This is a genomic window from Devosia sp. (assembly GCF_965229025.1).
Lineage (GTDB): Bacteria > Pseudomonadota > Alphaproteobacteria > Rhizobiales > Devosiaceae > Devosia_A.
In genome coordinates this window covers 1,630,243-1,650,317 of the sequence record NZ_OZ245853.1, presented here as the reverse complement: position 1 = coordinate 1,650,317, position 20,075 = coordinate 1,630,243, and the positions used below count along the sequence as shown (strand labels likewise).

Genomic DNA, 20,075 nt, shown 5'->3' with positions numbered 1-20,075 from the left:
AGCCTTGATCAGGCTTCCTGGATGGCGCTGACCAGCCAGGGGCCGTTGCCATCGCGTACGAAAGTCCAGATCTCGGTCATCGGCGTTACGCGGTCGTCACCCGCCACGATCTCGCCCGTGGCACGATTGCGCGTAATGTCGCGAGATTCGTAGCGCATCGCCACCGTGGCAAAAGCCCGGTTGCCTTCACGCCAGGATTCGGCCACGTCGCCTTCCAGCAGCTTGACGTCGAACACCTCGTTGCGCACGCCGCGCGAGGCGTTGGCGCCCAGTTCTTCGGCAAGATAGCCCATCACTTCGGGCGTCGTGATCCGCCGCAGCGCGGCATAGTCTTCCCGCGAGTAGGCGTCCTGCAACTCAGCGAGCCGCGTCTCGAACAGACTGAGATCCCGGTCGGTGATCCCGACCTGGTCCCGTCCACCCGCCCTGCGCGACGCGCTGGAGCGCGGGCCGGCGCCAGTTGAGGCGCCGGCCGATGACCCGCTGCCCATCTGGTAGCTGTTGAGCGGAGCGCCGCCAGCTGTCGCTGCCTGACGGCGGCGGAAGAACCAGTTGATGATCAGGCCCACCACGACAAGCTGCACCAACAGCGCCAGCATGCCGCCGAAGCCACCAAAACCGTAACCGAACATCATCCCGAACAACCCGCTGAACAGCAGGCCGCCGAGCAGCGCGCCGCCGAAGCCGCCGAACAGGGACGGACGGGCAGGCGTGCTGGCGAGGCCGTTATTGCGGGTCGTGCCATTGGTCATCGTGCGCTCGACCGGCGCTGTGGCCTTGGGCGAGGTCGGCGTCGCGGGGATGACCCGCTGAGTGTTGAAGCCCCGGCTGCCAAAGCTGCCGCCGCGGCGCGCCTCGGCCGTATCGACCGCCACCATGGAAAAGGCCATGACCAGGCTGGCAAGAAGGGCCGTCAGTTTGAAGCCCCGTGATGCGAACATTGTCGTCCCCGTGTTGAACATGAGCCGATATATGGGGACCTGTTGGCGAGATTTTAGACCTCGCAAGCCCTCCATGTCCGATTAAGTCTGGCGACCCTGACGGGAAAACCTTCCCTTGCCCCTCGACTATGCCGTCCATTCTGCTTAGCTCCCGGGCGATGAATGAGCCGCGCGCCAACTTTCTCGACGTATCGCAGTCAGTGCTCGGCCGCGCCTGGACCGATCGGCTCGATGCAGCCGCCCAGCGCGCCGCGCTCGCTATCGGCCAGCGCACCGGCCTGTCCGAAATTCTCGCCCGCATCGTGGCCGCGCGCGGAGTGGCCCCCGAGGCGGCGGAGTCCTATCTCCAGCCCACCATCCGCGAATTGATGCCCGACCCGTCGACCCTCGCCGATATGGACAAGCTTGCAGAGCGCCTCGCCATGGCCATCGCCAGCCACGAAGCGGTGGCAATGTTCGGTGACTACGACGTGGATGGCGCCTGCTCCTCTGCCTTGATGGCACGCTACCTCGACCATTTCGGCCTCTCACCCCAGGTCCATATCCCGGACCGCATATTTGAAGGCTACGGCCCCAATATCGGTGCCATCGACAAGCTGGTCGATGGCGGCGCCGAGCTCCTTATCACGCTCGACTGCGGCACCACCAGCGACGGACCCATCGCCCATGCCCGCGAGCGCGGCCTCGATGTGCTGGTGATCGACCACCACCTGTCGGACGCTGAACTGCCGCCAGCGACCGCTCTGGTCAATCCCAACCGGCCCGATGACATCTCGGGCCTCGGCTACCTCTGCGCCGCCGGCGTTACATTCATGGTTCTGGTCGCGACCAACCGCCTGCTGCGTCAGCGCGGCGTCGCGGGTCTGCCGGATCTGATGGGCATGATTGATCTGGTCGCCCTCGCCACCGTCTGCGACGTGGTCCCGCTCAAAGGCCTCAACCGCGCCTTCGTCGCCCGAGGGCTGGAGGTGGCGCGTGAGGGCAAAAACCGTGGGATCGCGGCCCTCGGTCTTGCCGCGCGCATCAGCGGCCCACTCAATCCTTACCATCTGGGCTTCCTGATCGGCCCGCGCATCAACGCCGGCGGCCGCATCGGCGATGCAGCCCTTGGCACGCGCCTCCTCACCCTCGACGATGAGCAGCAGGCCATGCTGATCGCGGCGCAACTCGATGAGCTCAACAGCGAACGCCAGCGCATCGAAGTCGAGGCGGTGGAGGAAGCAACGCAGGTCGCCGAAGCCGAGATTGGCAACGGCGAGGGCCCGCCCGTTCTGGTGCTCGCCTCAGCCAACTGGCACCCCGGCGTCGTCGGGCTGATCGCGGCGCGCCTCCGCGAACGCTTCGAGCGTCCCACCTTCGCCATTGCGCTGGCTCCTGACGGCACCGGCACCGGTTCCGGGCGCTCCATGCCGGGCGTAGACCTTGGCTCCGCCGTCATCGCGGCCGTGGACCTCGGCATTGCCGCCAAGGGCGGCGGCCACGCCATGGCCGCGGGGGTCACGCTCAAGCCCGGCCAGCTCGGCCCATTCCGCACTCATGTTACCGAAGTCCTTGGCGCTAGCGTTTCAGCCGCGCGTGCCCTGACCGACCTCGCCATCGACGCGGCCATCACCGCACGCGGCGCCACCACCAAGCTGGTGCAGGAAATCGAGCGGGCAGGGCCCTTCGGTTCCGGCAGCCCGCAGCCGGTTTTTGCCTTCCCCGCGCACCGCGCCAAGTTCGCCGAAGTGGTCGGCGCGGGTGGGCACGTCAAGTTCGTCTTGACCTCCGAAGACGGCGCGCGGCTCAAGGGCATTGCTTTTCGAGCTGCAAACACTGCACTTGGAGAGGTGCTTCTGGGAGGAGGCAACGACAGGCCGCTGCATCTGGCAGGAAACCTGACCCTCAATCACTGGCAGGGCCGGGAAGAAGTGCAGTTTCGGGCCGTCGACGCCGCGATACCGCGAAACTTCTAGCTGATCCAACCCGTTGCTGGAGGCGTAAGTATCTCGAAAACGGGGGATTTCTATCCGCATGACGCCTGCCACCATCGCCATCATCGGATCTGGAATTTCCGGCCTTTCGGCCGCCTGGCTCTTGTCCCGCACCTCAAATGTGACGCTATTCGAAAAGAGCGGGCGGATCGGAGGGCACACCAACACCGTCATCGCCAACATGCCCGAAGGACCGGTCGCGGTTGATACCGGCTTCATCGTTTTCAACGAGCAGAACTACGGCAACCTCTGTGCGCTTTTTTCACATCTCGGCGTCGAGACCTCCCGTTCGTCGATGGGATTTGCCGTATCGGTCGAGGCCGGCCGGATGGAGTATTGTGGCGAGCACCTGAATGGTCTCTTCGGCCAGCGCCGCAACATCATTCGCCCGGAGCACTGGAAACTCGTTGGCGATATCCTCCGCTTCTTCCGCGAGGCCGAGACACAGGCCAATGGCATCAGCGACGAGATGACCATAGGCGAGTTCCTCAGCAAGTTCGGCTACTCACGCGTCTTCGTCGAAGATCACATCCTGCCGATCTCATCGGCGATCTGGTCGACCCCGGCGCGGACCATGCTGGAATTCCCCGCCAAGAGCTTCATCGCCTTTTTCGCCAACCACGGCCTGCTTGAGGTCAAGGTCAACGAGCGTCCGCTCTGGCGCACCGTGACGGGCGGAGCGCAGCAATACGTGTCGCGCCTGCTCGATGATGCGGACATAGAGACCCGCACCAACGCCCAGATTGCGCGGGTCATCCGCGGCCCACTAGGCGCTGAGCTCACGTTTGAAGACGGCTCCCGTCGGCACTTCGATCATGTGGTGTTCGCCTGTCACGCCGATGAAGCCCTGCGCCTCCTGGGCGACTCATCCCCGGAAGAGCGCCGTCTCCTCGGTGCCTTCCGCTTCACTCCCAATCGCGCCGTGCTGCACACCGACAAGCGCTTCATGCCGCGCCGCAAGCGCCTGTGGAGCGCCTGGAACTATCTGCGGGACGAGGCGACCGGCGAGGCGCAGTTGAGCCTCAGCTACTGGATGAACAAGCTGCAGCCCCTCGCCACCAAGACCGACATTTTCGTGACCCTTAACCCCGGCCATGATTTCGCACCCGGCTCGGTGCAATATGACGTGATGTACGATCATCCGGTGTTTGACGCTGCCGCCATTGCCGCGCAGGGCGACTTCTGGCGCATCCAGGGTCGCAACGCGACCTGGTTCTCCGGTGCCTGGCTCGGTTACGGTTTCCACGAGGACGGCCTGCAATCGGGGCTCGAAGTCGCCGAACGTATCGGCGGTCTTGAGCGGCCCTGGTCCGTGGGGCGCGCCCGCGACCGCATTGCCCACAACTGGGCTGGCGAGGAGCACCTCAAATGGGCGGCAGAGTAGACAAGCCAGTCCACAGCGGCGGGGCCGCGCTCGCCTCGCCTGGCGCGATCTACGAGGGTGACGTGGTGCACAAGCGCGCCCGCCCCAAACGTCATAGCCTCCGCTATCGCGTCTTTTCGATGCTGGTGGACCTGGACCGGCTGGCAGAACTCGACACCGCGCTGAAGCTCTTCTCGCTCAACCGGTTGAACGTCTTCTCGCTGTTCGAGAAAGACTTTGGCCCGCACGACGGCAGCTCAATCGCCGCCTTCATCCGCCGCCGGGCGGCTGCCTCCGGAGTTGGCAATGTTGGGCGCGTTCGCATGCTCGCATACCCGCGCATCTTCGGCCACGCCTTCAACCCGCTAACTGTCTATTTCATCGAGAACGCCGCAGGCGAGACCGCTATGATGATCTACGAGGTGCACAACACATTCGGCGAACATCACTTCTACGACGTGCCGCTCGTTGGCGAAGATGCGCTCAAGGCACATTCCGCCAAAAAGGCCTTCTACGTTTCGCCCTTCAATACTCTTGAGGGCTCCTATCGCTTCTCCATCCGACCGCCGACCGAGTCGGTCTTTACCGGCATCGTTCTGACCACTGGTGACGGGCCGGTTCTCACGGCCTATTTCGAGGGCGAGAGAAGTCCTCTGACCGACCGGCGGCTCTTGAAACTGATGCTTGCATATCCACTTATGGCGGCTAAAGTACTGTCAGGTATTCATTGGGAAGCGCTGCTGCTGTGGCTCAAGGGAGTGCCCCTGACCCTCTGGCTCCGCCGCTCTCTCACCGGCTCGCGGGCAACGAGCCGCTAGGAGCGAGATCAGGAAAAGTTGCAGACTTTTCCGGTTCGATCTCGTGACAAAACAAACGTTTAGAGCGGGAGTGCGATTCAACGAAGCGCAATCCCGCTGTAGTCTGGAATGTTGGGTAATGGATAAGCTTGCTGTCGAACCCAGGGCTTCAGCGCCGTCGCTGTGGACCCACATCATGTCGGGCATCGCCGAGTTTGTGGGGGAGCGCCTGGTAGGCCGCCCCAAGCACGGCGCTGTCACTATTGTTCTTCCCAATGGCAAGAGCCGCACTTTCGGCTCTCCCGAGACGGGCGAACATGCCGAGATCACGCTGCGCAACTTCCGGGTGCTGATCAACACCATCCGGCGCGGCACCGTCGGCTTTGCGCAGTCCTACATCGATGGTGACGTCGAAATCGACGATCTCACCGCGCTGTTCCGCTACTTTCTACAGAACCGCGAGGTGCTCGATAATTCCGAGCGCAGCTGGTACGGCCGGGCGGCGCACGACATCGCTTACCACATGTCGCGCCACAACTCGAAAGAGGGTTCCAAGAAGAACATTTCCGAGCACTACGACCTCGGCAACGATTTCTATTCGGAGTGGCTCGACCCCTCGATGACCTACTCGTCGGCCATCTTCACCTCCAACGATCAGACGCTGCAGGACGCCCAGTATGTCAAATACCGTCGCGTCGCCGAAATGGCAGGCGTCAAGCCGGGCGATGCAGTGCTTGAGATCGGTTGCGGCTGGGGCGGGTTTGCCGAAACTGCGGCCAAGGATTTCAACGCCAGCGTCCACGGCATCACGCTCTCGGCCGAGCAGCTCAAATATGCCAACGAGCGCCTGGCACGTCAGGGTCTCGACGACCGCGCCGTCATGCACTTCGAGGATTATCGCGATACCACCGGCAGCTACGACCACGTCGCCTCGATCGAAATGATCGAAGCGGTGGGCGAGGAGCACTGGCCGAGCTATTTCCAGACCGTGCATGATCGCCTGAAGCCCGGTGGCACCGCCGCCATCCAGGCCATCACCATCCACGAGAACGATTTCGACGACTATCGCGCCCGCCCCGATTTCATCCAGCGTTTCATCTTCCCCGGCGGCATGCTGCTGACCAAGTCGGCCATGAAAGAGCAGGGCGATCGTGTGGGACTGGTGCTCGAAAACGTCGACCTGTTCCGCCTCAGCTACGCCAAAACGCTGAAGCTCTGGCGCGAGCGCTTCCTGGAGCGCTGGCAGGAGATCAAGAAGCTCGGCTATTCCGAAGAGTTCCGCCGCAAGTGGGTCTATTACCTCAGCTATTGCGAAGCGGGCTTTGCCGAAGGCTCGATCGACGTCGGAATCTACCAGTACCGCCGTCCAGCTTGAGTAGCCCGCGGCCTAACGTAAGGCCGCGGGAGGGGCGTTTGCCGTTCAGCGCGACGCCATGGTTGTCCGGTAGAGCTCCAGCACGGCGTCCGCGTTGACGCCTACGCAGATCGTCTGCATCGGCCGGTTGTCCCAGGCGCCCGGCGGGTAGTTGGTCCCCTCCGGCTTGATGATCGTCTGACCGATAGCAATACCCTCGGTCACCACCCGGATCGCGCCGCGCTCCGTCTCATAGAACTCAGGGTGCAGCGCGTAGAACACCGCGCTCGAATCGTGGGTGTAGATGCCTTCGAGGCCGGAACTCTGGCGGTGGAAGTCCTGGTAGAACGCCGAGATTGCCCGCACGAACTTCCCGTCCTCGCCAGCCTCGACAGCAAAGCGCGCGAGGTACGCCTCGCTCATGATCGTCTGCTGCGTCACATCGAGCCCGACGATTGCAACCGGCCATGAGGCGCCAAAGACAATATCGGCCGCCGTGGCATCGCCCCAGATATTGGCCTCCGCCACCGGCGTCACATTGCCCGTGTGCCCATTGCGGCCGAATGCGCCACCCATCACCACGATCTCTTTGACCAGTCCGGTGATCTCCGGGTCGGCTTCGAGAGCCAGCGCCAGGTTGGTCATCCGCCCCACGGCAATGATCGTAATGGCGCCGGGTTCGGCCCGCACCAGATCGATGATCAACTGATGCGCAGGGCGTGGGTCCAGCGCAGTGGTGATCGCCGGCAGGTCGATATCGCCCATGCCGTTCATGCCATGCACAAAGGTCGGTGGCGGGTCAGCTTCGCCCACCAGGGGCTTTGGCGCGCCGCGCGCCACCGGCGCGCCAAACCCCAGCTGCTGCTTGAGGAACAGCGCATTTCGAGTGGTCGTCTCGATCGTTCCATTGCCGAAGCAAGTGGTGACGCCGACCAGTTCAATGTCAGGGTGCCGCGCAATGAGCAGCAGGGCCATGGCGTCATCGACGCCAGGATCAGTATCGTAAATCACTTTGAGTTTGGGCATCTAGAAGGGGTCCAACAGCTTCGGGACCCCCAGTCTGGCACAGACTTCCACCGCGTCGCTACGGCTTGGGCATCATCTTGTCGGTGATCGAGAAAAACACCGGATAAGGCAGCATCCGCAACAGCTTCATTGGCCATGCCAGCCGACGCGGGAAGGCGATCTCGAAGCGCTCGGACCGCAACAGCCCATCGATCGCGCGCTTGGCTGCCGCGTCGGTTTCCATCAGGAACGGCATCGGAAAATCGTTCTTGGCCGTAAGCTCGGACTTGAAGAACCCTGGCGCCAGCATCCGCACCCTGATGCGCTTGGGCTTGAGTTCAGTGCGCATGGTCTGCAGCAGGTTGATCAGCGCCCCTTTGGTGGCATTGTAAGCGGCCGCGCGCGGCAGGCCGAAATAGCCGGCCACTGAGGCGATCACTGCGATTTGTCCGCCACCCTCCTGGCGCTCCATCTGCCGTACCAGTGGGTTGGCCATCCGCACAAAACCCAGAAGGTTGGTGTCAACCAGTGCGTGAAAGCCTTCGAAATCGTAGTCGGCGAGCCGCGAAGGCTGCCATGCGGCGGCGCCGAACACGAATAAGTCGATGCGGCCGAATTGGCTCGCAACGCGCGTGACAGCTTCCTCGATCGCCGCGATGTCAGTCACATCGAGCTGAAAAGGCTTGATCCTGCTCGATTTCGCCGCAACCTCATTGAGGCGCTCGATGCGGCGACCCGAGATCGCCACCATCCAGCCCGCCTGGGCGAGTTGCAGAGCCATTGCTGCACCGATGCCTGACCCGCCGCCGATGATCCAGGCAACGCCCGGTGGGGTGATCACAGACCAAACAGGGGTTGCAGGGTCCGCACGAGCCGGCTGCGGAAGCTGAGCTTTGCGTCCACTGCGACGAGGCAGATACAATCCTCGCCGGGCTCTGCGATCGGCTGGTGCTCCACGTCTTCGTCATGGTCGGCAATATCACCAGTCGCAAACACCCCGAAGCGATCACGATAGGCGCCGCGCAGGATCAAGGTGAGTTCCTGCCCGCCGTGACTATGCTCGGGCACCTTGCGCCCCGCGGCAACCTTGAGCAGCATCAGCCGCCCCTTTGCCGTCTTGCTGGAGGGCAGGTCTGCAACCGCCACGCCGGGACCGGAGAACCGCCATCGGATGCCGTCAATGCCATCGGGCAGGTAACGGGCAACCGGTGCGGGGACGGTACTACTTGGCGCTACTGGCACAGGAGCTACATCGGCAGCATCCAGCGCAGCGGTTAGCCGATCAAGAGCGCCATCTGACATTGCAGCCTTGGGCTCAGCCGCGAGCAGCGCGCCGCCAATCAGGTCGGTGCGCTTGACCTGCTCGCGGCAGGCCTCGCACATCGCGATATGGGTCGACACCACGACGGCATAGGGCTCTTCAAGAGACCCGGCCGAAAACGCCATCAGGGTCGCGATGTCCGGGTGGAACGCGATCGTCAATGCAAGTCCTCCAGCAGCGGCCGCAGCCTGTCATAGGCAAGGCGCATCCGCGATTTCACTGTGCCGAGCGGGATTCCGATCCGCTCTGCGATTTCCGAGTGCGCCAGCTCTTCAACAAAGCTCAGGCGCACCACTTCACGTTGTTCATCGGGCAGTGCCGACAGTGCCTGTGTGACCCGCGACACCACCTGGCTCTGCTCGACCAAGGTCGAACCAAGCGGCGAGTCACTCGCCACCTCAATGCCCTCGAGGTCGACATACGGGCGGCTGGATTGGCGCCGCAGCAGGTCGATCCGCAGGTTGCGGGCGATGGTGAAAATCCAGGTGCTCACCGCGCCTTTTTCCGGCGAATAGAGATGCGCTTTCCGCCACACCGTCAGCAACGCTTCCTGGCAGAGATCTTCCGCCTGCGTGCCTTCGAGGCCAAGCCTGAGCAACATCGCTTTCAGCCGCGGAGCAAACAGGCTGAAAAGCGCCGTCAGCGCCGCGCGGTCGCGCGACTCTGCCACCCGACGAACAAGTTCGGCAGGATCGTCTGCGGTTGGATCAGGTCCAGGTGAAGTCACCGCGTTGCCCATCACTATTGCATGCATCGTTTGCTCCGTGCCCTGCGAAGTGTCTTACGGGGGTACGGGCGATCCGGATCATCAAAGCCAGGATTGCTTTTCAGCCTGCGGCGTTGTGCAGTCTTTCGTCAAGCCAGCCGTTTGTGCGAAACGAAAACGCAGAGCGAGCGCATGCGGAATCGGTATAGTCTAAATTGTAGTCGGACGGAGTAACCACGCATGGCAAAAGCGCTCTACCTGGTTCTACTTAGTCAGGATAACTGGTGGGTTGATCTCGAGGGCAAAGCTTTCGGCCCGTTCACTTCGCGCGAAAATGCTGCCCTCGAAGCCCGCTCGATGGCACGTTTCCAGGCGCATAGCGGCCGTGAGAGCGAAGTTCTCGTGCCCGATGCAGCCGGCAAGTACTGGGTCATCTGGTCGAGTGCCCACGACAAGGGCGGGGAAGCCAGCTTCGTCCCGCGGCGCGTAGCCGGCTAGGTCTGGCTGTTACGAACGGTCGAGATAGGCGCCCAACTGGTCCATGAGGTAGTTGGTCCCATCTTCGCGCTGCTTGGGCTGATCGAGACCATCGAGGAAAGCTCCGTCCTCACGCACCACCATCCGCGTCCCCGCTCCAGCAGTGAACAGCTCGACTGTCGCCAGCGACACCGAAATCCGCTTGCCGTTCATCGTCATCTCGTAGGTGTAGACGATGCGGTTATCAGGAACGATGTCCTGGTAGCGCACGTCGAAGGTGAAGGCGTCGTTGCCCATCGTGGCGGCATTGTACTCACGCCCACCCACCTTGAACTCGAACACATTGGTCGGGTTGGCCGGATCCGGCGAGCCGAACCACTGCCGCTTGTGCTCAGGGTTGGACCAGGCCAAGAACACCTTGGCCGGAGCGTGGGAGAACGTGCGTTCCACGGTGAAAGTGCCGTGGACGATTGAGCGGTCGGTCATGATGGCTTCCTCTAGGTCTCTACAGTCGGCGTCTCGCCGTCGGGCAGGGCATCCAGAAACGCCCCCAGCCGGTCCAATCGCTGTTCCCAGCCGACCCGGCGGTCATTGATCCACTTTTCCGCCTGGCTCAGCGCGGCGGTGTCGATGGTGCAGGTCCTGACCCGCCCCACCTTCTTTGACGTGACGAGCCCGCTCTGCTCCAGCACCTGCAAATGCTGCACAACCGCCGGCAGCGACATGGCGAAGGGCTCCGCCAGTTCACTGACAGTGGCCGTGCCCCGCGTCAGCCGTTCGACGATCCGGCGTCGCGTCGGGTCGGCAAGAGCCTGGAACATCTGGTCAAGTGGGTCGCTTTGGTTAAGCATAGCCTTAAGTATATCGCTATCGGATCGCCGTCAATAGCTTAAGGCGCCCCTTAACTGAATGCGACCTATCGCAGCGCTATCGCCTCGATTTCCACCCTGGCGCCCGCATCCACCAGCTTGCAGCCAATCGTCGATCGCGCTGGCGGTACGTTGGGGAAAAACGTCCTGTAGACCGCGTTCATCTCAGCGAATTCCTCGATGTTGGTGATGAAGACGGTGGTCTTGACCACCTTGTCAAACGAGCTGCCAGCAGCGGCCAGCAACGCCCCCATCTTCTCCAGCGCCACCCGCGTCTGCACCGCCATATCGTCCGGATACGAGCCATCCGGGCGCGATCCCACCTGGCCCGTCACGAACACAAAGTCCTCGGTTCCGATGGCATGGGTCAGCGGCAGGTCGATCGGCGGGCCAAAGGGAATGCGGGTCACGGGGCAGGGCTCCAGTTGATGCGGTGAGAAGCCGCCACGCTATTTGATTTCCCGCCGCCATTCCTCGATAGTTTCGCCATGGCCAACGAAAAACTCCGCACCTACCGGGGCAAGCGCGATTTCGCCCGCACCAGCGAACCGGCCGGCGTCGAGGCGGAGCCCGGGGGCAATCGTTTCGTCGTCCACAAGCACTCCGCCACCGCCGACCATTACGATCTGCGGCTCGAACTGGGCGGCGTCCTCAAGAGCTGGGCCGTTCCGAAGGGCCCGTCGCTCAACCCCGCCGAAAAACGCTTCGCTGCCGAAACTGAGGATCACCCGCTCGACTACATCGATTTCGAAGGCGTCATCCCCGAAGGCGAGTACGGCGGCGGCCCGATGATCGTCTGGGACACCGGCACCTGGGCTCCGATGGGCGACCCCGAGGAAAGCCTCCGCACCGGCGCCTTCAAGTTCCGGCTCTGGGGCGAAAAGCTCAAAGGCGGCTGGATGCTCGCCCGCCTCAAGCCCAGAGCGGGGGAGGAGAAGGTCGGCTGGATACTCTTCAAGGAGCACGACCAGTCGGCCGACACGAGTATCGATATCCTCGCCACACGCCCCGAAAGCGTCAAAACCGGGCGCCGCATCGAGGAACTGGTCACTCCGAAGAAGCCCCGCGCAGCAAAGCTGCTGCCTGCAAAACTCAAAGGCGCCGTCGCGGGCCCAATCCCCGATGGTCTCGAACCTCAGCTCGCCAGCCCCAGCGCCGCGCCACCCGCGGGCGACGACTGGCTGCACGAAATCAAGTTCGACGGCTACCGCACCCTGATCCGTATCGACGGCGCCAGCACGGCCATGTTCACCCGCAGCGGACTCGACTGGACCCATCGCTACGGCACCCTGCCTACCGCCTTCAAAGCACTCGGCTGCAAGCAGGCGGTGATCGACGGCGAGATCGTCGTCCTCGACGACAAGGGCATCTCCCGCTTCGCCGCACTGCAGGACGCGCTCTCGTCCGGCGCTGGCGAGCAACTGGTGTTCTACGCCTTCGACCTCCTCTACCTCGACGGCTGGGACCTTCGCGCCGCCCCACTCGAACAGCGCAAGCTCCTCCTCGAGCAGTTATTCGCCGGTCACACCACGCCCCGCTCGGCCATCCAGTACAGCGATCATGTAGAAGGCGATGGAGCAGGGCTCTTCGAGCGCGCCTCCGAGATCGGCCTCGAAGGCATCGTCTCGAAGCGCGCATCCTCCACCTATGTCTCAGGCCGAACCACCACCTGGACCAAGACCAAGGCCCTCAACGTCGACGATTTCGTCATCGCTGGCTACACCAGATCCCCCTCCAATGGCGGGCTCGGCGCCCTGGCGCTGGGGGAATGGGTCGATGGCGAGCTGCAGTATCGCGGCAAGGTCGGCACCGGCTTTGACGCCAAAGCCATCCCCATGCTGCTGCAGCGCCTCGAACCCCTGGAAGAAGGGGCCGTGGCGCTCGATGGTGCGCCCAGGGACATCGTCTGGGTCCGCCCTGTCCACAAGGCGCATATCCATTACGCCACCCGCACCACCGATAACGCACTGCGCCACGCCGTGTTCAAGGGCCTGCGCGAGGCAGCGCTCTCAACGCCTGTCGGTCCCGCGCGTAAGCGTCTGGTTACCGATGCCGACCTCGCCTCGATCTTCGTGACCAACCCGAACCGCCGCATTTTCGGCAAATCCGGCCCGACAAAGCTGGATATCGCGGTCTACTACGCGGCCGTCGGCGACTATATGCTGCCGCATCTGTTCAACCGGCCGGTGTCCCTTGTCCGCTGCCCCACCGGCAAACCGGAGGACTGCTTCTTCCAGCGCCACGCCTTCAAGGGCATGCCGCCCACCATCAATGTCTTCGAAACGCAGAACTCCGACGAGGAAGACCGCACCTACCTCACTGTCGAGGACGCCCGCGGCTATCTCGCGCTGGCGCAATTCGGCGTCGTCGAGTTCCACGCCTGGGGCACCCACCTCAAGCACCTCGAAAAGCCCGACCGCGTGACCTTCGATCTCGATCCGGGCGAGGGGATCGCCTGGCGCGAAATCGTCGAGGCGGCGGTCCACATCAAGGCCGGGCTCGAAACCATGGGCCTCGTCCCCTTCATCAAAACCTCGGGCGGCAAGGGCCTGCACCTGGTGGTCCCGATCAAGTCCAAGCTCACCTGGAAGCAGGTGCACGCGGCCACCGGCGATATCGCCACTGCGCTGGCCGCCACGGCGCCCTCGACCTTCGTCACGGTGATCGGCGAGAAGAACCGCAAGCGCCGGATCCTGATCGATATTCACCGCAATGCCCGCAGTGCCACCGCCGTCTCACCCTATTCGCTCAGGGCGCGCACCAACCTGCCGGCCTCCACCCCGCTCGACTGGCGGGACCTTGAATCCATCGACGCTCCGGAAGATTTGAACTATTCTACCCTTCCGGGACTTTTAACCACGTCAGGCGATCCGTGGGCCGAAATTAACCAGTCAGCTCGGGATCTACCTGCATCATCGAAGTCAGGTCGAAGTATCCGCGCGTAGGAGGCGAAGATGGCACCAAGAGCAAGCTGGAAGGGCTATATCAAGCTCAGTCTGGTCAGTTGCCCGGTCAAGATGTTCCCGGCAACCAGCACGTCGGAGCGCATCAGCTTCAATCAGCTCCACAAGGATACGCACAACCGCATCAACATGAAGCCGGTCGATCCCGAACTGGGGTTGGTCGAGCGGTCCGATCTGGTCAAGGGCTACGAGTACGAAGACAAGCAGTACATCATCATTGATGACGCTGATCTTGAGGCCGTGCGGATCGAATCCAGCCACACCATGAACATCGAGGCCTTCGTCAACGAGGACGAGGTCGACGTCATCTACCAGGACGCGCCCTATTATCTCGCGCCCGACGGCGCCATGGCCGAGGAGACCTTCGTGGTCCTCCGCGAGGCGATGCGCCGCTCCGGCAAGCTCGCCATCGCCCGCCTCGTGCTTTCAAGCCGCGAGCGCGTCGTCACCATCGGTGCCCGCGAGAACGGCATGTTCGTCTGCACCCTGCGCAACCCATCTGAAGTGCGCGGCACCGCCGAGTATTTCGGCAATATCCCGGTCGGCAAGCCCGAGGCGGAAATGCTTGAGCTCGCTGAAAAGCTGATCGAGCAGAAGGTCACCAAGTTCGATCCCAAGGCCTATGAGGATCGCTACGAAGTGGCGCTGATGCAGATGATCCGCGAAAAGCTCAAGGGTCACAAGCCGATCATCGCCGCCGCTCCAGAGCGTGGCAATGTCGTCAACCTCATGGATGCGCTGAAGGCGAGCCTCGGCCAGGCCAAGCCCGCCGCCGCCAGCAAGAGCAAGGCCGACGCACCCGCGCCCGCTGCCAAGAAGCCCTCGCTGAAGGAAGCCGTCGAGGCCTCGAAGGCCGCTGCTGCCAAATCCACCGCCAAGCCCGCTGCGGCGAAAAAGAAAGCCTGATCGCCGCGATGCGGAAGCCCGACACCACCTTCGGCATCGTGGGAGCGCTCAGCGCTTTCCCGCGACGTCTGGCGGCGCGGGCTTTGCAATCAAAGGGCGGCCGGCTCCGCCGTGGTATCACCCGTCATACCAAAAACGTCGTGATCGGCCGGACGCTGCTGGACAAGCTGCCCGACGCCGAAATCGAGCACCGCCTGAGAGCGCTCGCCGAGTCCCATGTCACGCTGCTGAGCGAGAACGGCTTCCTCCGCACCCTCGGCCTGCTGCCCGCCGCCGATAGCGCCAACCTCACCCGCCAGGCGCTGCTCGATCAGTCCGGGCTCGATGCCATCACCTTTGATCGCCTGGCACTCTTTGATGCCTTCGAGCGCGATTTCGAACCCTTCTCGTTCCGCGATCTGATCCTCTCCCGCAAATATGCCGGACTTATAGCGGGCGGTGCCAGTTGGGGCGCCATCGTGCGTTCAGTGCATCGCTCCGGGCCCATCGCCTCGCTCACCGCCAAGTCGCTCCATCCGGGCGGACCCAGCCGCATCCATGCCCTCGACGGCGACACACGCCTCGAACTCGATGGCCAGCGGCTCCTGCCGCTCGACGCGGTCAGCGATGAATCCGAAAGCTATTTCGATCTCGCCGAAGCAGCCGAAGCCTCAGAGCTCTTTGCCGAAGCCGCGGTGCTCTACGGCCACTGCCTCGCCATCGATCCCAACGATTCCGTCGCCGCCTTCAACCGCGCCAACTGCCTCAGGCATACGCACGACCTCGCCGAGGCCGCCGCCGCCTACATCCTCGCCATCAAGCGCGACCCCGAATTCGTCGAAGCGTGGTTCAACTATGCGGGCCTCCTGCGCGAAGAGGGCAAGATCGCCGCTGCGCGGAAACACCTCGAAACCGCGCTCCGCATCGATCCCGACTACGCCGACGCGGTCTATAATCTCGCGACCCTCGAATACGACCAGCACGACCTCGCCGCCGCGCGCCGCTGGTGGCTGCGTTATCTCGAGCTCGACCAGACCTCCGAATGGGCCAAGACCGCCACCCGCGGCATTGCCTACGCCGATCGCGAACTCAGGAAATCAGCCGGGTAGGGCGCTATGGTCGACTTTCTCTTTGATGGCCCGGAGGACGCACGCGTCACCCTGCTGCTCGCGCACGGCGCCGGCGCGGCCATGGACTCAGGCACCATGAACGCCGCCACCGCCGCGTTGGCCGCCGAAGGCATCCGCGTCGTCCGCTTCGAGTTCGCCTATATGGCGAGCCGCCGCACTCCGGCCGGGCCGAAGCCGCCGCCCAAGGCCGAAAAAGTGATGCCCGAATTCCTCGCCGCCGTCGCCGCCCTCGGCCCGGTTGCAGGCCCGCTCCTCATCGGCGGCAAGTCCATGGGCGGGCGCGTTGCCAGCATGGTCGCCGATGGTCTTCATGCCCGAGGCGAAATCGCCGGCCTCGTCTGCCTCGGTTACCCCTTCCATCCGCCCGGCAAGCCCGAACAGTTGCGCACGGCACACCTCATCGGCATGACCACACCCGCCCTCATCGTCCAGGGCACCCGCGACCCCTTCGGCACCAGCGACGAGGTGCCGGGCTATGGGCTCTCCGACCAGATCGAGGTCTTGTGGATGGAAGACGGTGACCACGATCTGAAGCCGCGCAAGGCCATTTCAGGCTTCACCGCCGCCCAGCATCTGAAGACCATGGCCCAGGCGGTCGCCGCTTTCGCCGCGCGCATCGCGCCCTGATCCGGTGAAGCTCGCCACCTTCAACGTCAACGGCATCACCCGGCGCCTGCCTAACCTCCTCGCCTGGCTCGCCGCCACCAAGCCCGATATCGTCTGCCTGCAGGAACTCAAAGCCACAGACCGCCAGTTCCCCCGCGCCGCTTTGGCCGACGCGGGCTACGGCGCGGTCTGGAAGGGCCAGACCAGTTGGAACGGCGTCGCCATCCTCGCGCGCGGGCTCGATCCGATCCTCACCAATGACGAACTGCCGGGCGATCCCGCCGATCGCGAAGCGCGCTACATCGAGGCCGCCGTCAACGGCATCCTCGTCGCCTCGCTCTACGCCCCCAACGGCAATCCGCAGCCGGGTCCCAAATTCACCTACAAGCTCGCCTGGACCGAAAGGCTCATCGCCCATGCCGAGAGCCTCGTCGAAACCGAACTCCCCGTGATCCTCGCCGGCGACTACAACATCGTCCCCGAGCCGCGCGACATCTACCCCTCGCGCTCCTACGACGATAACGCGCTCATCCAGCCCGCGAGCCGCGCCCGCTACGCCACGCTGCTCGGACAAGGCTGGACCGACGCCCTGCGCCATAAGCACCCGGATGAAACGCTCTATACCTTCTGGGACTACCGCCGGAACCGCTGGCTCCGCAACGCCGGCCTCCGCCTCGACCACGTCCTGCTCTCCCCCTCGATCGCCAAACGCCTCAAGTCCGCCGGTATCGACCGCGACGTCCGCGGCGAACCCGAAGCCAGCGACCACGCGCCGGTCTGGGTGGATTTGAAGCGGGGGAGGTGAGAGACCAACAGCAACGGTGGCGCGGTGCGGCGCGCTCGCGTCTCAATCTTGGAAAATTGCAGCCTGACTTGGCTTGGTACGCCCTAGGGGAGTCGAACCCCTCTCTGCACCGTGAGAGGGTGCCGTCCTAACCGATAGACGAAGGGCGCATTAAGCCGTCGCAGTCATCAATGTCTTGGGCATTTCTGCCGCTGGCCGAAGCCACAGTCTATCAGCGATCACGCCGACCGCGTCAATCATACCAGCCTATGCTGGGGATTGGTACGCCCTAGGGGAGTCGAACCCCTCTCTGCACCGTGAAAGGGTGCCGTCCTAACCGATAGACGAAGGGCGCTTCGCGGTGCGGACCGTATAGGGGGCTTCCCAAAAGCTGGCAAGTGCAAATCTTGTGCTTTTCAGCACCCGGAAAACAACACCGGCTGGCGCGCCCCGCGCGGACGGTCGCGCACGTCGACATGGATATAGTTGTGGCCCGGATAGCAGCCCAGCCCGCCCACCGCGCCATTTCGCTTGGCGTAGGCGATCAGCTCCTGCTTGCTGACGCCGGGAATGAAGAAATCCGCGGCCATGCAGCGCATGTGGTAGCTGCTCTCCTTGCCGCCCGCGATGATATTGCGGATCGGGTCGCGATAGCCGGAATTGAGCACGATCTTGCGGCCATAGTGCTGCTCGAACGTATTGAGCGCCGACCGCAGCCGGGGCGAAATGCACGAATTGTCGACGTCGGATGACGCGAGATACATCCCCGCCCGCTGTCCATAGCCGCCATAGAGACTGCTGCTGTCGCCGAAAAAGAAACAGCCGCTCAGCAGCGAGGCGCAGCACAGCACCACGATCAGTCGAATCATCCGCAAGGTCCCCGTCCGGCCACAACTGGCCGCGCACCGGCCTTGCCCGGCCGATGCGTGCTGGAGACGCTACAAACTCTTGGCTAATCGCAGCCTAAGCCGCGTGGTGAACGGGGCGTTACCAGGCGCCGATATTGGGCATCGAGAGCCATGGCTCGGCCGGTGCCAGCGCCGCGCCTTCCTGGATGATCTCGACCGAAATGTTGTCCGGGGAGCGCACAAACGCCATCCGCCCATCGCGCGGCGACCGGTTGATCACTACGCCCATGTCCATCAGGTGCTGACAGAACGCGTAGATGTTCTCGACGCCATAGGCGAGGTGGCCGAAATTGCGCCCGCCCGTATAAACCTCGGGGTCCCAGTTATAGGTGAGCTCCACCTGCGCATCGGGCTGCCCCTTGGGCGCGAGGAAGATCAGCGTGTAGCGGCCCTTTTCATTGTCCGAGCGCCGGATCTCTTCAAGTCCCAGTCCGTCGCGATAAAACTTGAGGCTGGCCTCGACATCGGTGACGCGCACCATGGTGTGCAGATACTTCATTGCGCTTCCTCTTGTGCTCTGACGGCGCCTCAACCCCGGGGCGCGAACTGTAGAGCCGGGTTCGCTAACCGGGCAAGGCGCGATGTTTGCTTTCGCAGTGTATAAGAGCTGCGATTTTGGTAACCAGTCCTTAACTTTTGCCCGTGGATCGGCCATTGTGGCATTTCAAGTAGCGTACCCCGACTAGCGGCGGGGCGAGTACGAAGAGGCTGAAAGGCATGGGGGCCAAATACAATCCCGAGGGCGACGGGCCCGGGGCGCTTGCGCACGAGTCCGTTGATCACAACCATCCGGCGGGTGAAGACGCCGGTCTGGACGTCATTGAAATTGTCGGCGCCATCAAGTGGTTCGATGTCGGCAAGGGCTTTGGCTTCATCGTTCCGGACGACGGCCGCCCCGATGTCCTGCTCCACGTGACCTGCCTAAGGCGGGATGGCTACCAGACCGCCTACGAGGGCTCCCGCATCGTAGTCGAGGCTCTGGCCCGTCCAGGGGGCTTGCAAGCCTTCCGCATCGTTTCCATGGATGACTCCACCGCCAAGCACCCGGCCACCATGCCGGCGCCGCGCACACACGTTACCGTGGAGCCGACCTCGAAGCTGGAGCGGCTTGAGGTCAAGTGGTTCAACCGCATCCGCGGCTTCGGCTTCCTTTCAGCGGGCGAGGGCACCCCGGATATCTTCGTCCACATGGAAACCCTGCGCCGCTTCGGCATCACCGAACTGCGCCCCGGCCAGTATGTGCTGGTGCGCTACGGCAATGGCCCGAAGGGCTTGATGGTTGCCGAAATCCGTCCCGACGGCTGGGGCGACGCTCCGTCTTCGCACTGATCGCTGCGGCGGCCGCAAGGCCGCCCTTTGCGCGCCAGAATTGGCGCGCTATCGTTCGGCCACCACCAACCGGGCGAAAGCGCCGCATGCACCTCCTCAAGACCACAGCCAGCGCCCTGCTGCTGCTCCTCATCCTTCCGCTGGCCGCCTGCGCTGATGACAGCCATCTGGTGATCAAGTCCGCTAACGGCGATCACCCCTTCACCGTCGAAGTGGTCGATACGCCGTCAGGACGGGCCAAGGGCCTGATGTTCCGCACCGCGCTCGCCCCAGATGCAGGCATGCTGTTTGATTTTCACGAAATCCGGCCGGTTTCATTCTGGATGCAGAACACCCTGATCCCGCTCGACATGCTGTTCGTCACGCATGAGGGCAAGGTCGCCAACATCCACGTCAACGCCCGCCCACAGGATCCGACCTCGATCCCGTCGGATGGTCCGGTGGAGTTCGTCCTCGAGATCCCCGGCGGCCGTTCGGTCGAACTCGGTATCGCCGCCGGTGACACCGTAGTCCACGACCGGATCACCGGTGCAAAGTAATCTTTAGGTCCGCACCAGCCGCGCAGTCCTCCCCGTCGCGGGGAGGGTAGCGCAGCTTGGGCCATCAGGCCCTTAGCGAAGCTGGGTGGGGGTGATGAGCCCCATTCCAGAAAACGACACGCGCC

At 63.5% G+C, this 20,075-nt stretch carries 22 protein-coding genes and 2 tRNA genes; 12 read left to right on the top strand and 12 right to left on the bottom strand.

Annotated features, from left to right (window positions below; all coding sequences use genetic code 11):
• Window positions 1–8: 8 nt before the first annotated feature.
• Window positions 9–941: a Tim44 domain-containing protein gene (locus ACO06J_RS08225; RefSeq protein ID WP_421760215.1), complete on the bottom strand. Its 933-nt coding sequence runs from the start codon at window positions 939–941 to the stop codon at window positions 9–11.
• A gap of 158 nt (window positions 942–1,099) precedes the next feature.
• On the opposite strand from ACO06J_RS08225, the gene recJ reads away from it, so the two are divergent.
• From recJ to ACO06J_RS08205, 4 genes are all read left to right on the top strand, one after another.
• A complete protein-coding gene (gene recJ, locus ACO06J_RS08220; protein WP_421760214.1) occupies window positions 1,100–2,896 on the top strand; it encodes a single-stranded-DNA-specific exonuclease RecJ in 1,797 nt (598 codons plus the stop codon).
• A 58-nt stretch (window positions 2,897–2,954) separates the two neighbouring features.
• The gene (locus ACO06J_RS08215; RefSeq protein ID WP_421760213.1) at window positions 2,955–4,298 is read left to right on the top strand and encodes an NAD(P)/FAD-dependent oxidoreductase; all 1,344 of its coding nucleotides are present in this window, start codon (window positions 2,955–2,957) and stop codon (window positions 4,296–4,298) included.
• Window positions 4,283–5,095, top strand: a complete 813-nt coding sequence (locus tag ACO06J_RS08210; RefSeq protein ID WP_421760212.1) for a DUF1365 domain-containing protein — start codon at window positions 4,283–4,285, stop codon at window positions 5,093–5,095. Before ACO06J_RS08215 ends, ACO06J_RS08210 begins: the two co-directional genes overlap by 16 nt.
• Window positions 5,096–5,213: 118 nt before the next feature.
• Window positions 5,214–6,449 (top strand): class I SAM-dependent methyltransferase, encoded by a 1,236-nt coding sequence (locus tag ACO06J_RS08205; protein ID WP_421760211.1) that lies wholly within the window; start codon window positions 5,214–5,216, stop codon window positions 6,447–6,449.
• A gap of 45 nt (window positions 6,450–6,494) precedes the next feature.
• Here ACO06J_RS08205 and ACO06J_RS08200 read toward each other — a convergent pair whose 3' ends face one another.
• Genes ACO06J_RS08200 through ACO06J_RS08185 form a run of 4 tightly spaced genes read right to left on the bottom strand, consistent with a single transcriptional unit; the run spans window position 6,495 to window position 9,493 of the window.
• On the bottom strand, window positions 6,495–7,454 hold the full coding sequence (locus ACO06J_RS08200) for a nucleoside hydrolase (RefSeq protein ID WP_421760210.1): 960 nt from the start codon (window positions 7,452–7,454) through the stop codon (window positions 6,495–6,497).
• A gap of 58 nt (window positions 7,455–7,512) precedes the next feature.
• Window positions 7,513–8,274, bottom strand: coding sequence for an SDR family NAD(P)-dependent oxidoreductase (locus ACO06J_RS08195; RefSeq protein ID WP_421760209.1), 762 nt, complete (start codon window positions 8,272–8,274; stop codon window positions 7,513–7,515).
• Window positions 8,271–8,915, bottom strand: a complete 645-nt coding sequence (locus ACO06J_RS08190; protein WP_421760208.1) for a ChrR family anti-sigma-E factor — start codon at window positions 8,913–8,915, stop codon at window positions 8,271–8,273. Before ACO06J_RS08190 ends, ACO06J_RS08195 begins: the two co-directional genes overlap by 4 nt.
• Window positions 8,912–9,493 (bottom strand): sigma-70 family RNA polymerase sigma factor, encoded by a 582-nt coding sequence (locus tag ACO06J_RS08185; protein WP_421760207.1) that lies wholly within the window; start codon window positions 9,491–9,493, stop codon window positions 8,912–8,914. Before ACO06J_RS08185 ends, ACO06J_RS08190 begins: the two co-directional genes overlap by 4 nt.
• 207 nt (window positions 9,494–9,700) lie before the next feature.
• Here ACO06J_RS08185 and ACO06J_RS08180 point away from each other — a divergent pair, with 207 nt between their 5' ends.
• Window positions 9,701–9,958 carry a hypothetical protein gene (locus ACO06J_RS08180; RefSeq protein WP_421760206.1) on the top strand — a complete coding sequence of 86 codons (258 nt, stop codon included), beginning with the start codon at window positions 9,701–9,703 and terminating at the stop codon, window positions 9,956–9,958.
• A 9-nt stretch (window positions 9,959–9,967) separates the two neighbouring features.
• On the opposite strand, the gene ACO06J_RS08175 is transcribed toward ACO06J_RS08180, so the two are convergent.
• From ACO06J_RS08175 to ACO06J_RS08165, 3 genes are all read right to left on the bottom strand, one after another.
• Entirely contained in the window at window positions 9,968–10,423 is a 456-nt protein-coding gene (locus ACO06J_RS08175) for an SRPBCC family protein (protein ID WP_421760205.1), read from the bottom strand.
• Between the two features lie 11 nt (window positions 10,424–10,434).
• Entirely contained in the window at window positions 10,435–10,758 is a 324-nt protein-coding gene (locus ACO06J_RS08170; protein WP_421760204.1) for an ArsR/SmtB family transcription factor, read from the bottom strand.
• A 95-nt stretch (window positions 10,759–10,853) separates the two neighbouring features.
• Window positions 10,854–11,216, bottom strand: coding sequence for a RidA family protein (locus ACO06J_RS08165; protein WP_421760203.1), 363 nt, complete (start codon window positions 11,214–11,216; stop codon window positions 10,854–10,856).
• A 78-nt stretch (window positions 11,217–11,294) separates the two neighbouring features.
• On the opposite strand from ACO06J_RS08165, the gene ligD reads away from it, so the two are divergent.
• The 5 genes from ligD to ACO06J_RS08140 are packed head-to-tail and all read left to right on the top strand — an operon-like array spanning window position 11,295 to window position 17,195.
• A complete protein-coding gene (gene ligD, locus ACO06J_RS08160; protein ID WP_421760202.1) occupies window positions 11,295–13,751 on the top strand; it encodes a DNA ligase D in 2,457 nt (818 codons plus the stop codon).
• A gap of 9 nt (window positions 13,752–13,760) precedes the next feature.
• The gene (locus ACO06J_RS08155; RefSeq protein WP_421760201.1) at window positions 13,761–14,675 is read left to right on the top strand and encodes a Ku protein; all 915 of its coding nucleotides are present in this window, start codon (window positions 13,761–13,763) and stop codon (window positions 14,673–14,675) included.
• Window positions 14,676–14,683: 8 nt separating this feature from the next.
• Window positions 14,684–15,763: a tetratricopeptide repeat protein gene (locus ACO06J_RS08150; RefSeq protein WP_421760200.1), complete on the top strand. Its 1,080-nt coding sequence runs from the start codon at window positions 14,684–14,686 to the stop codon at window positions 15,761–15,763.
• Between the two features lie 6 nt (window positions 15,764–15,769).
• Window positions 15,770–16,411 carry an alpha/beta family hydrolase gene (locus ACO06J_RS08145; RefSeq protein WP_421760199.1) on the top strand — a complete coding sequence of 214 codons (642 nt, stop codon included), beginning with the start codon at window positions 15,770–15,772 and terminating at the stop codon, window positions 16,409–16,411.
• A 4-nt stretch (window positions 16,412–16,415) separates the two neighbouring features.
• A complete protein-coding gene (locus ACO06J_RS08140) occupies window positions 16,416–17,195 on the top strand; it encodes an exodeoxyribonuclease III (protein ID WP_421760198.1) in 780 nt (259 codons plus the stop codon).
• A gap of 74 nt (window positions 17,196–17,269) precedes the next feature.
• Here the strand turns inward: ACO06J_RS08140 and ACO06J_RS08135 are convergent.
• The 4 genes from ACO06J_RS08135 to ACO06J_RS08120 all read right to left on the bottom strand — a co-directional run bounded on the left by ACO06J_RS08135 (window position 17,270) and on the right by ACO06J_RS08120 (window position 18,581).
• Window positions 17,270–17,344: transfer RNA gene (locus ACO06J_RS08135), tRNA-Glu, on the bottom strand.
• Window positions 17,345–17,454: 110 nt separating this feature from the next.
• Window positions 17,455–17,529, bottom strand: a tRNA-Glu gene (locus ACO06J_RS08130).
• A gap of 61 nt (window positions 17,530–17,590) precedes the next feature.
• Complete coding sequence (locus ACO06J_RS08125; RefSeq protein WP_421760197.1) at window positions 17,591–18,043, bottom strand: YcbK family protein; 453 nt, start codon at window positions 18,041–18,043, stop codon at window positions 17,591–17,593.
• Between the two features lie 118 nt (window positions 18,044–18,161).
• Complete coding sequence (locus ACO06J_RS08120) at window positions 18,162–18,581, bottom strand: VOC family protein (RefSeq protein WP_421760196.1); 420 nt, start codon at window positions 18,579–18,581, stop codon at window positions 18,162–18,164.
• A gap of 218 nt (window positions 18,582–18,799) precedes the next feature.
• Here ACO06J_RS08120 and ACO06J_RS08115 point away from each other — a divergent pair, with 218 nt between their 5' ends.
• A complete protein-coding gene (locus ACO06J_RS08115; protein ID WP_421760195.1) occupies window positions 18,800–19,411 on the top strand; it encodes a cold-shock protein in 612 nt (203 codons plus the stop codon).
• An 86-nt stretch (window positions 19,412–19,497) separates the two neighbouring features.
• The gene (locus tag ACO06J_RS08110; RefSeq protein WP_421760194.1) at window positions 19,498–19,950 is read left to right on the top strand and encodes a DUF192 domain-containing protein; all 453 of its coding nucleotides are present in this window, start codon (window positions 19,498–19,500) and stop codon (window positions 19,948–19,950) included.
• Window positions 19,951–20,075: the final 125 nt, after the last annotated feature.

Coding starts and splice junctions, on each gene's coding strand:
- ligD (WP_421760202.1), top strand. CDS start 11,295: ATGGCCAACGAAAAACTCCGCACCTACCGGGGCAAGCGCGATTTCGCC.
- ACO06J_RS08180 (WP_421760206.1), top strand. CDS start 9,701: ATGGCAAAAGCGCTCTACCTGGTTCTACTTAGTCAGGATAACTGGTGG.
- ACO06J_RS08120 (WP_421760196.1), bottom strand. CDS start 18,581: ATGAAGTATCTGCACACCATGGTGCGCGTCACCGATGTCGAGGCCAGC.
- recJ (WP_421760214.1), top strand. CDS start 1,100: ATGAATGAGCCGCGCGCCAACTTTCTCGACGTATCGCAGTCAGTGCTC.
- ACO06J_RS08185 (WP_421760207.1), bottom strand. CDS start 9,493: ATGGGCAACGCGGTGACTTCACCTGGACCTGATCCAACCGCAGACGAT.
- ACO06J_RS08175 (WP_421760205.1), bottom strand. CDS start 10,423: ATGACCGACCGCTCAATCGTCCACGGCACTTTCACCGTGGAACGCACG.
- ACO06J_RS08215 (WP_421760213.1), top strand. CDS start 2,955: ATGACGCCTGCCACCATCGCCATCATCGGATCTGGAATTTCCGGCCTT.
- ACO06J_RS08145 (WP_421760199.1), top strand. CDS start 15,770: ATGGTCGACTTTCTCTTTGATGGCCCGGAGGACGCACGCGTCACCCTG.
- ACO06J_RS08170 (WP_421760204.1), bottom strand. CDS start 10,758: ATGTTCCAGGCTCTTGCCGACCCGACGCGACGCCGGATCGTCGAACGG.
- ACO06J_RS08115 (WP_421760195.1), top strand. CDS start 18,800: ATGGGGGCCAAATACAATCCCGAGGGCGACGGGCCCGGGGCGCTTGCG.
- ACO06J_RS08210 (WP_421760212.1), top strand. CDS start 4,283: ATGGGCGGCAGAGTAGACAAGCCAGTCCACAGCGGCGGGGCCGCGCTC.
- ACO06J_RS08155 (WP_421760201.1), top strand. CDS start 13,761: ATGGCACCAAGAGCAAGCTGGAAGGGCTATATCAAGCTCAGTCTGGTC.
- ACO06J_RS08125 (WP_421760197.1), bottom strand. CDS start 18,043: ATGATTCGACTGATCGTGGTGCTGTGCTGCGCCTCGCTGCTGAGCGGC.
- ACO06J_RS08205 (WP_421760211.1), top strand. CDS start 5,214: ATGGATAAGCTTGCTGTCGAACCCAGGGCTTCAGCGCCGTCGCTGTGG.
- ACO06J_RS08225 (WP_421760215.1), bottom strand. CDS start 941: ATGTTCGCATCACGGGGCTTCAAACTGACGGCCCTTCTTGCCAGCCTG.
- ACO06J_RS08150 (WP_421760200.1), top strand. CDS start 14,684: ATGCGGAAGCCCGACACCACCTTCGGCATCGTGGGAGCGCTCAGCGCT.
- ACO06J_RS08110 (WP_421760194.1), top strand. CDS start 19,498: ATGCACCTCCTCAAGACCACAGCCAGCGCCCTGCTGCTGCTCCTCATC.
- ACO06J_RS08200 (WP_421760210.1), bottom strand. CDS start 7,454: ATGCCCAAACTCAAAGTGATTTACGATACTGATCCTGGCGTCGATGAC.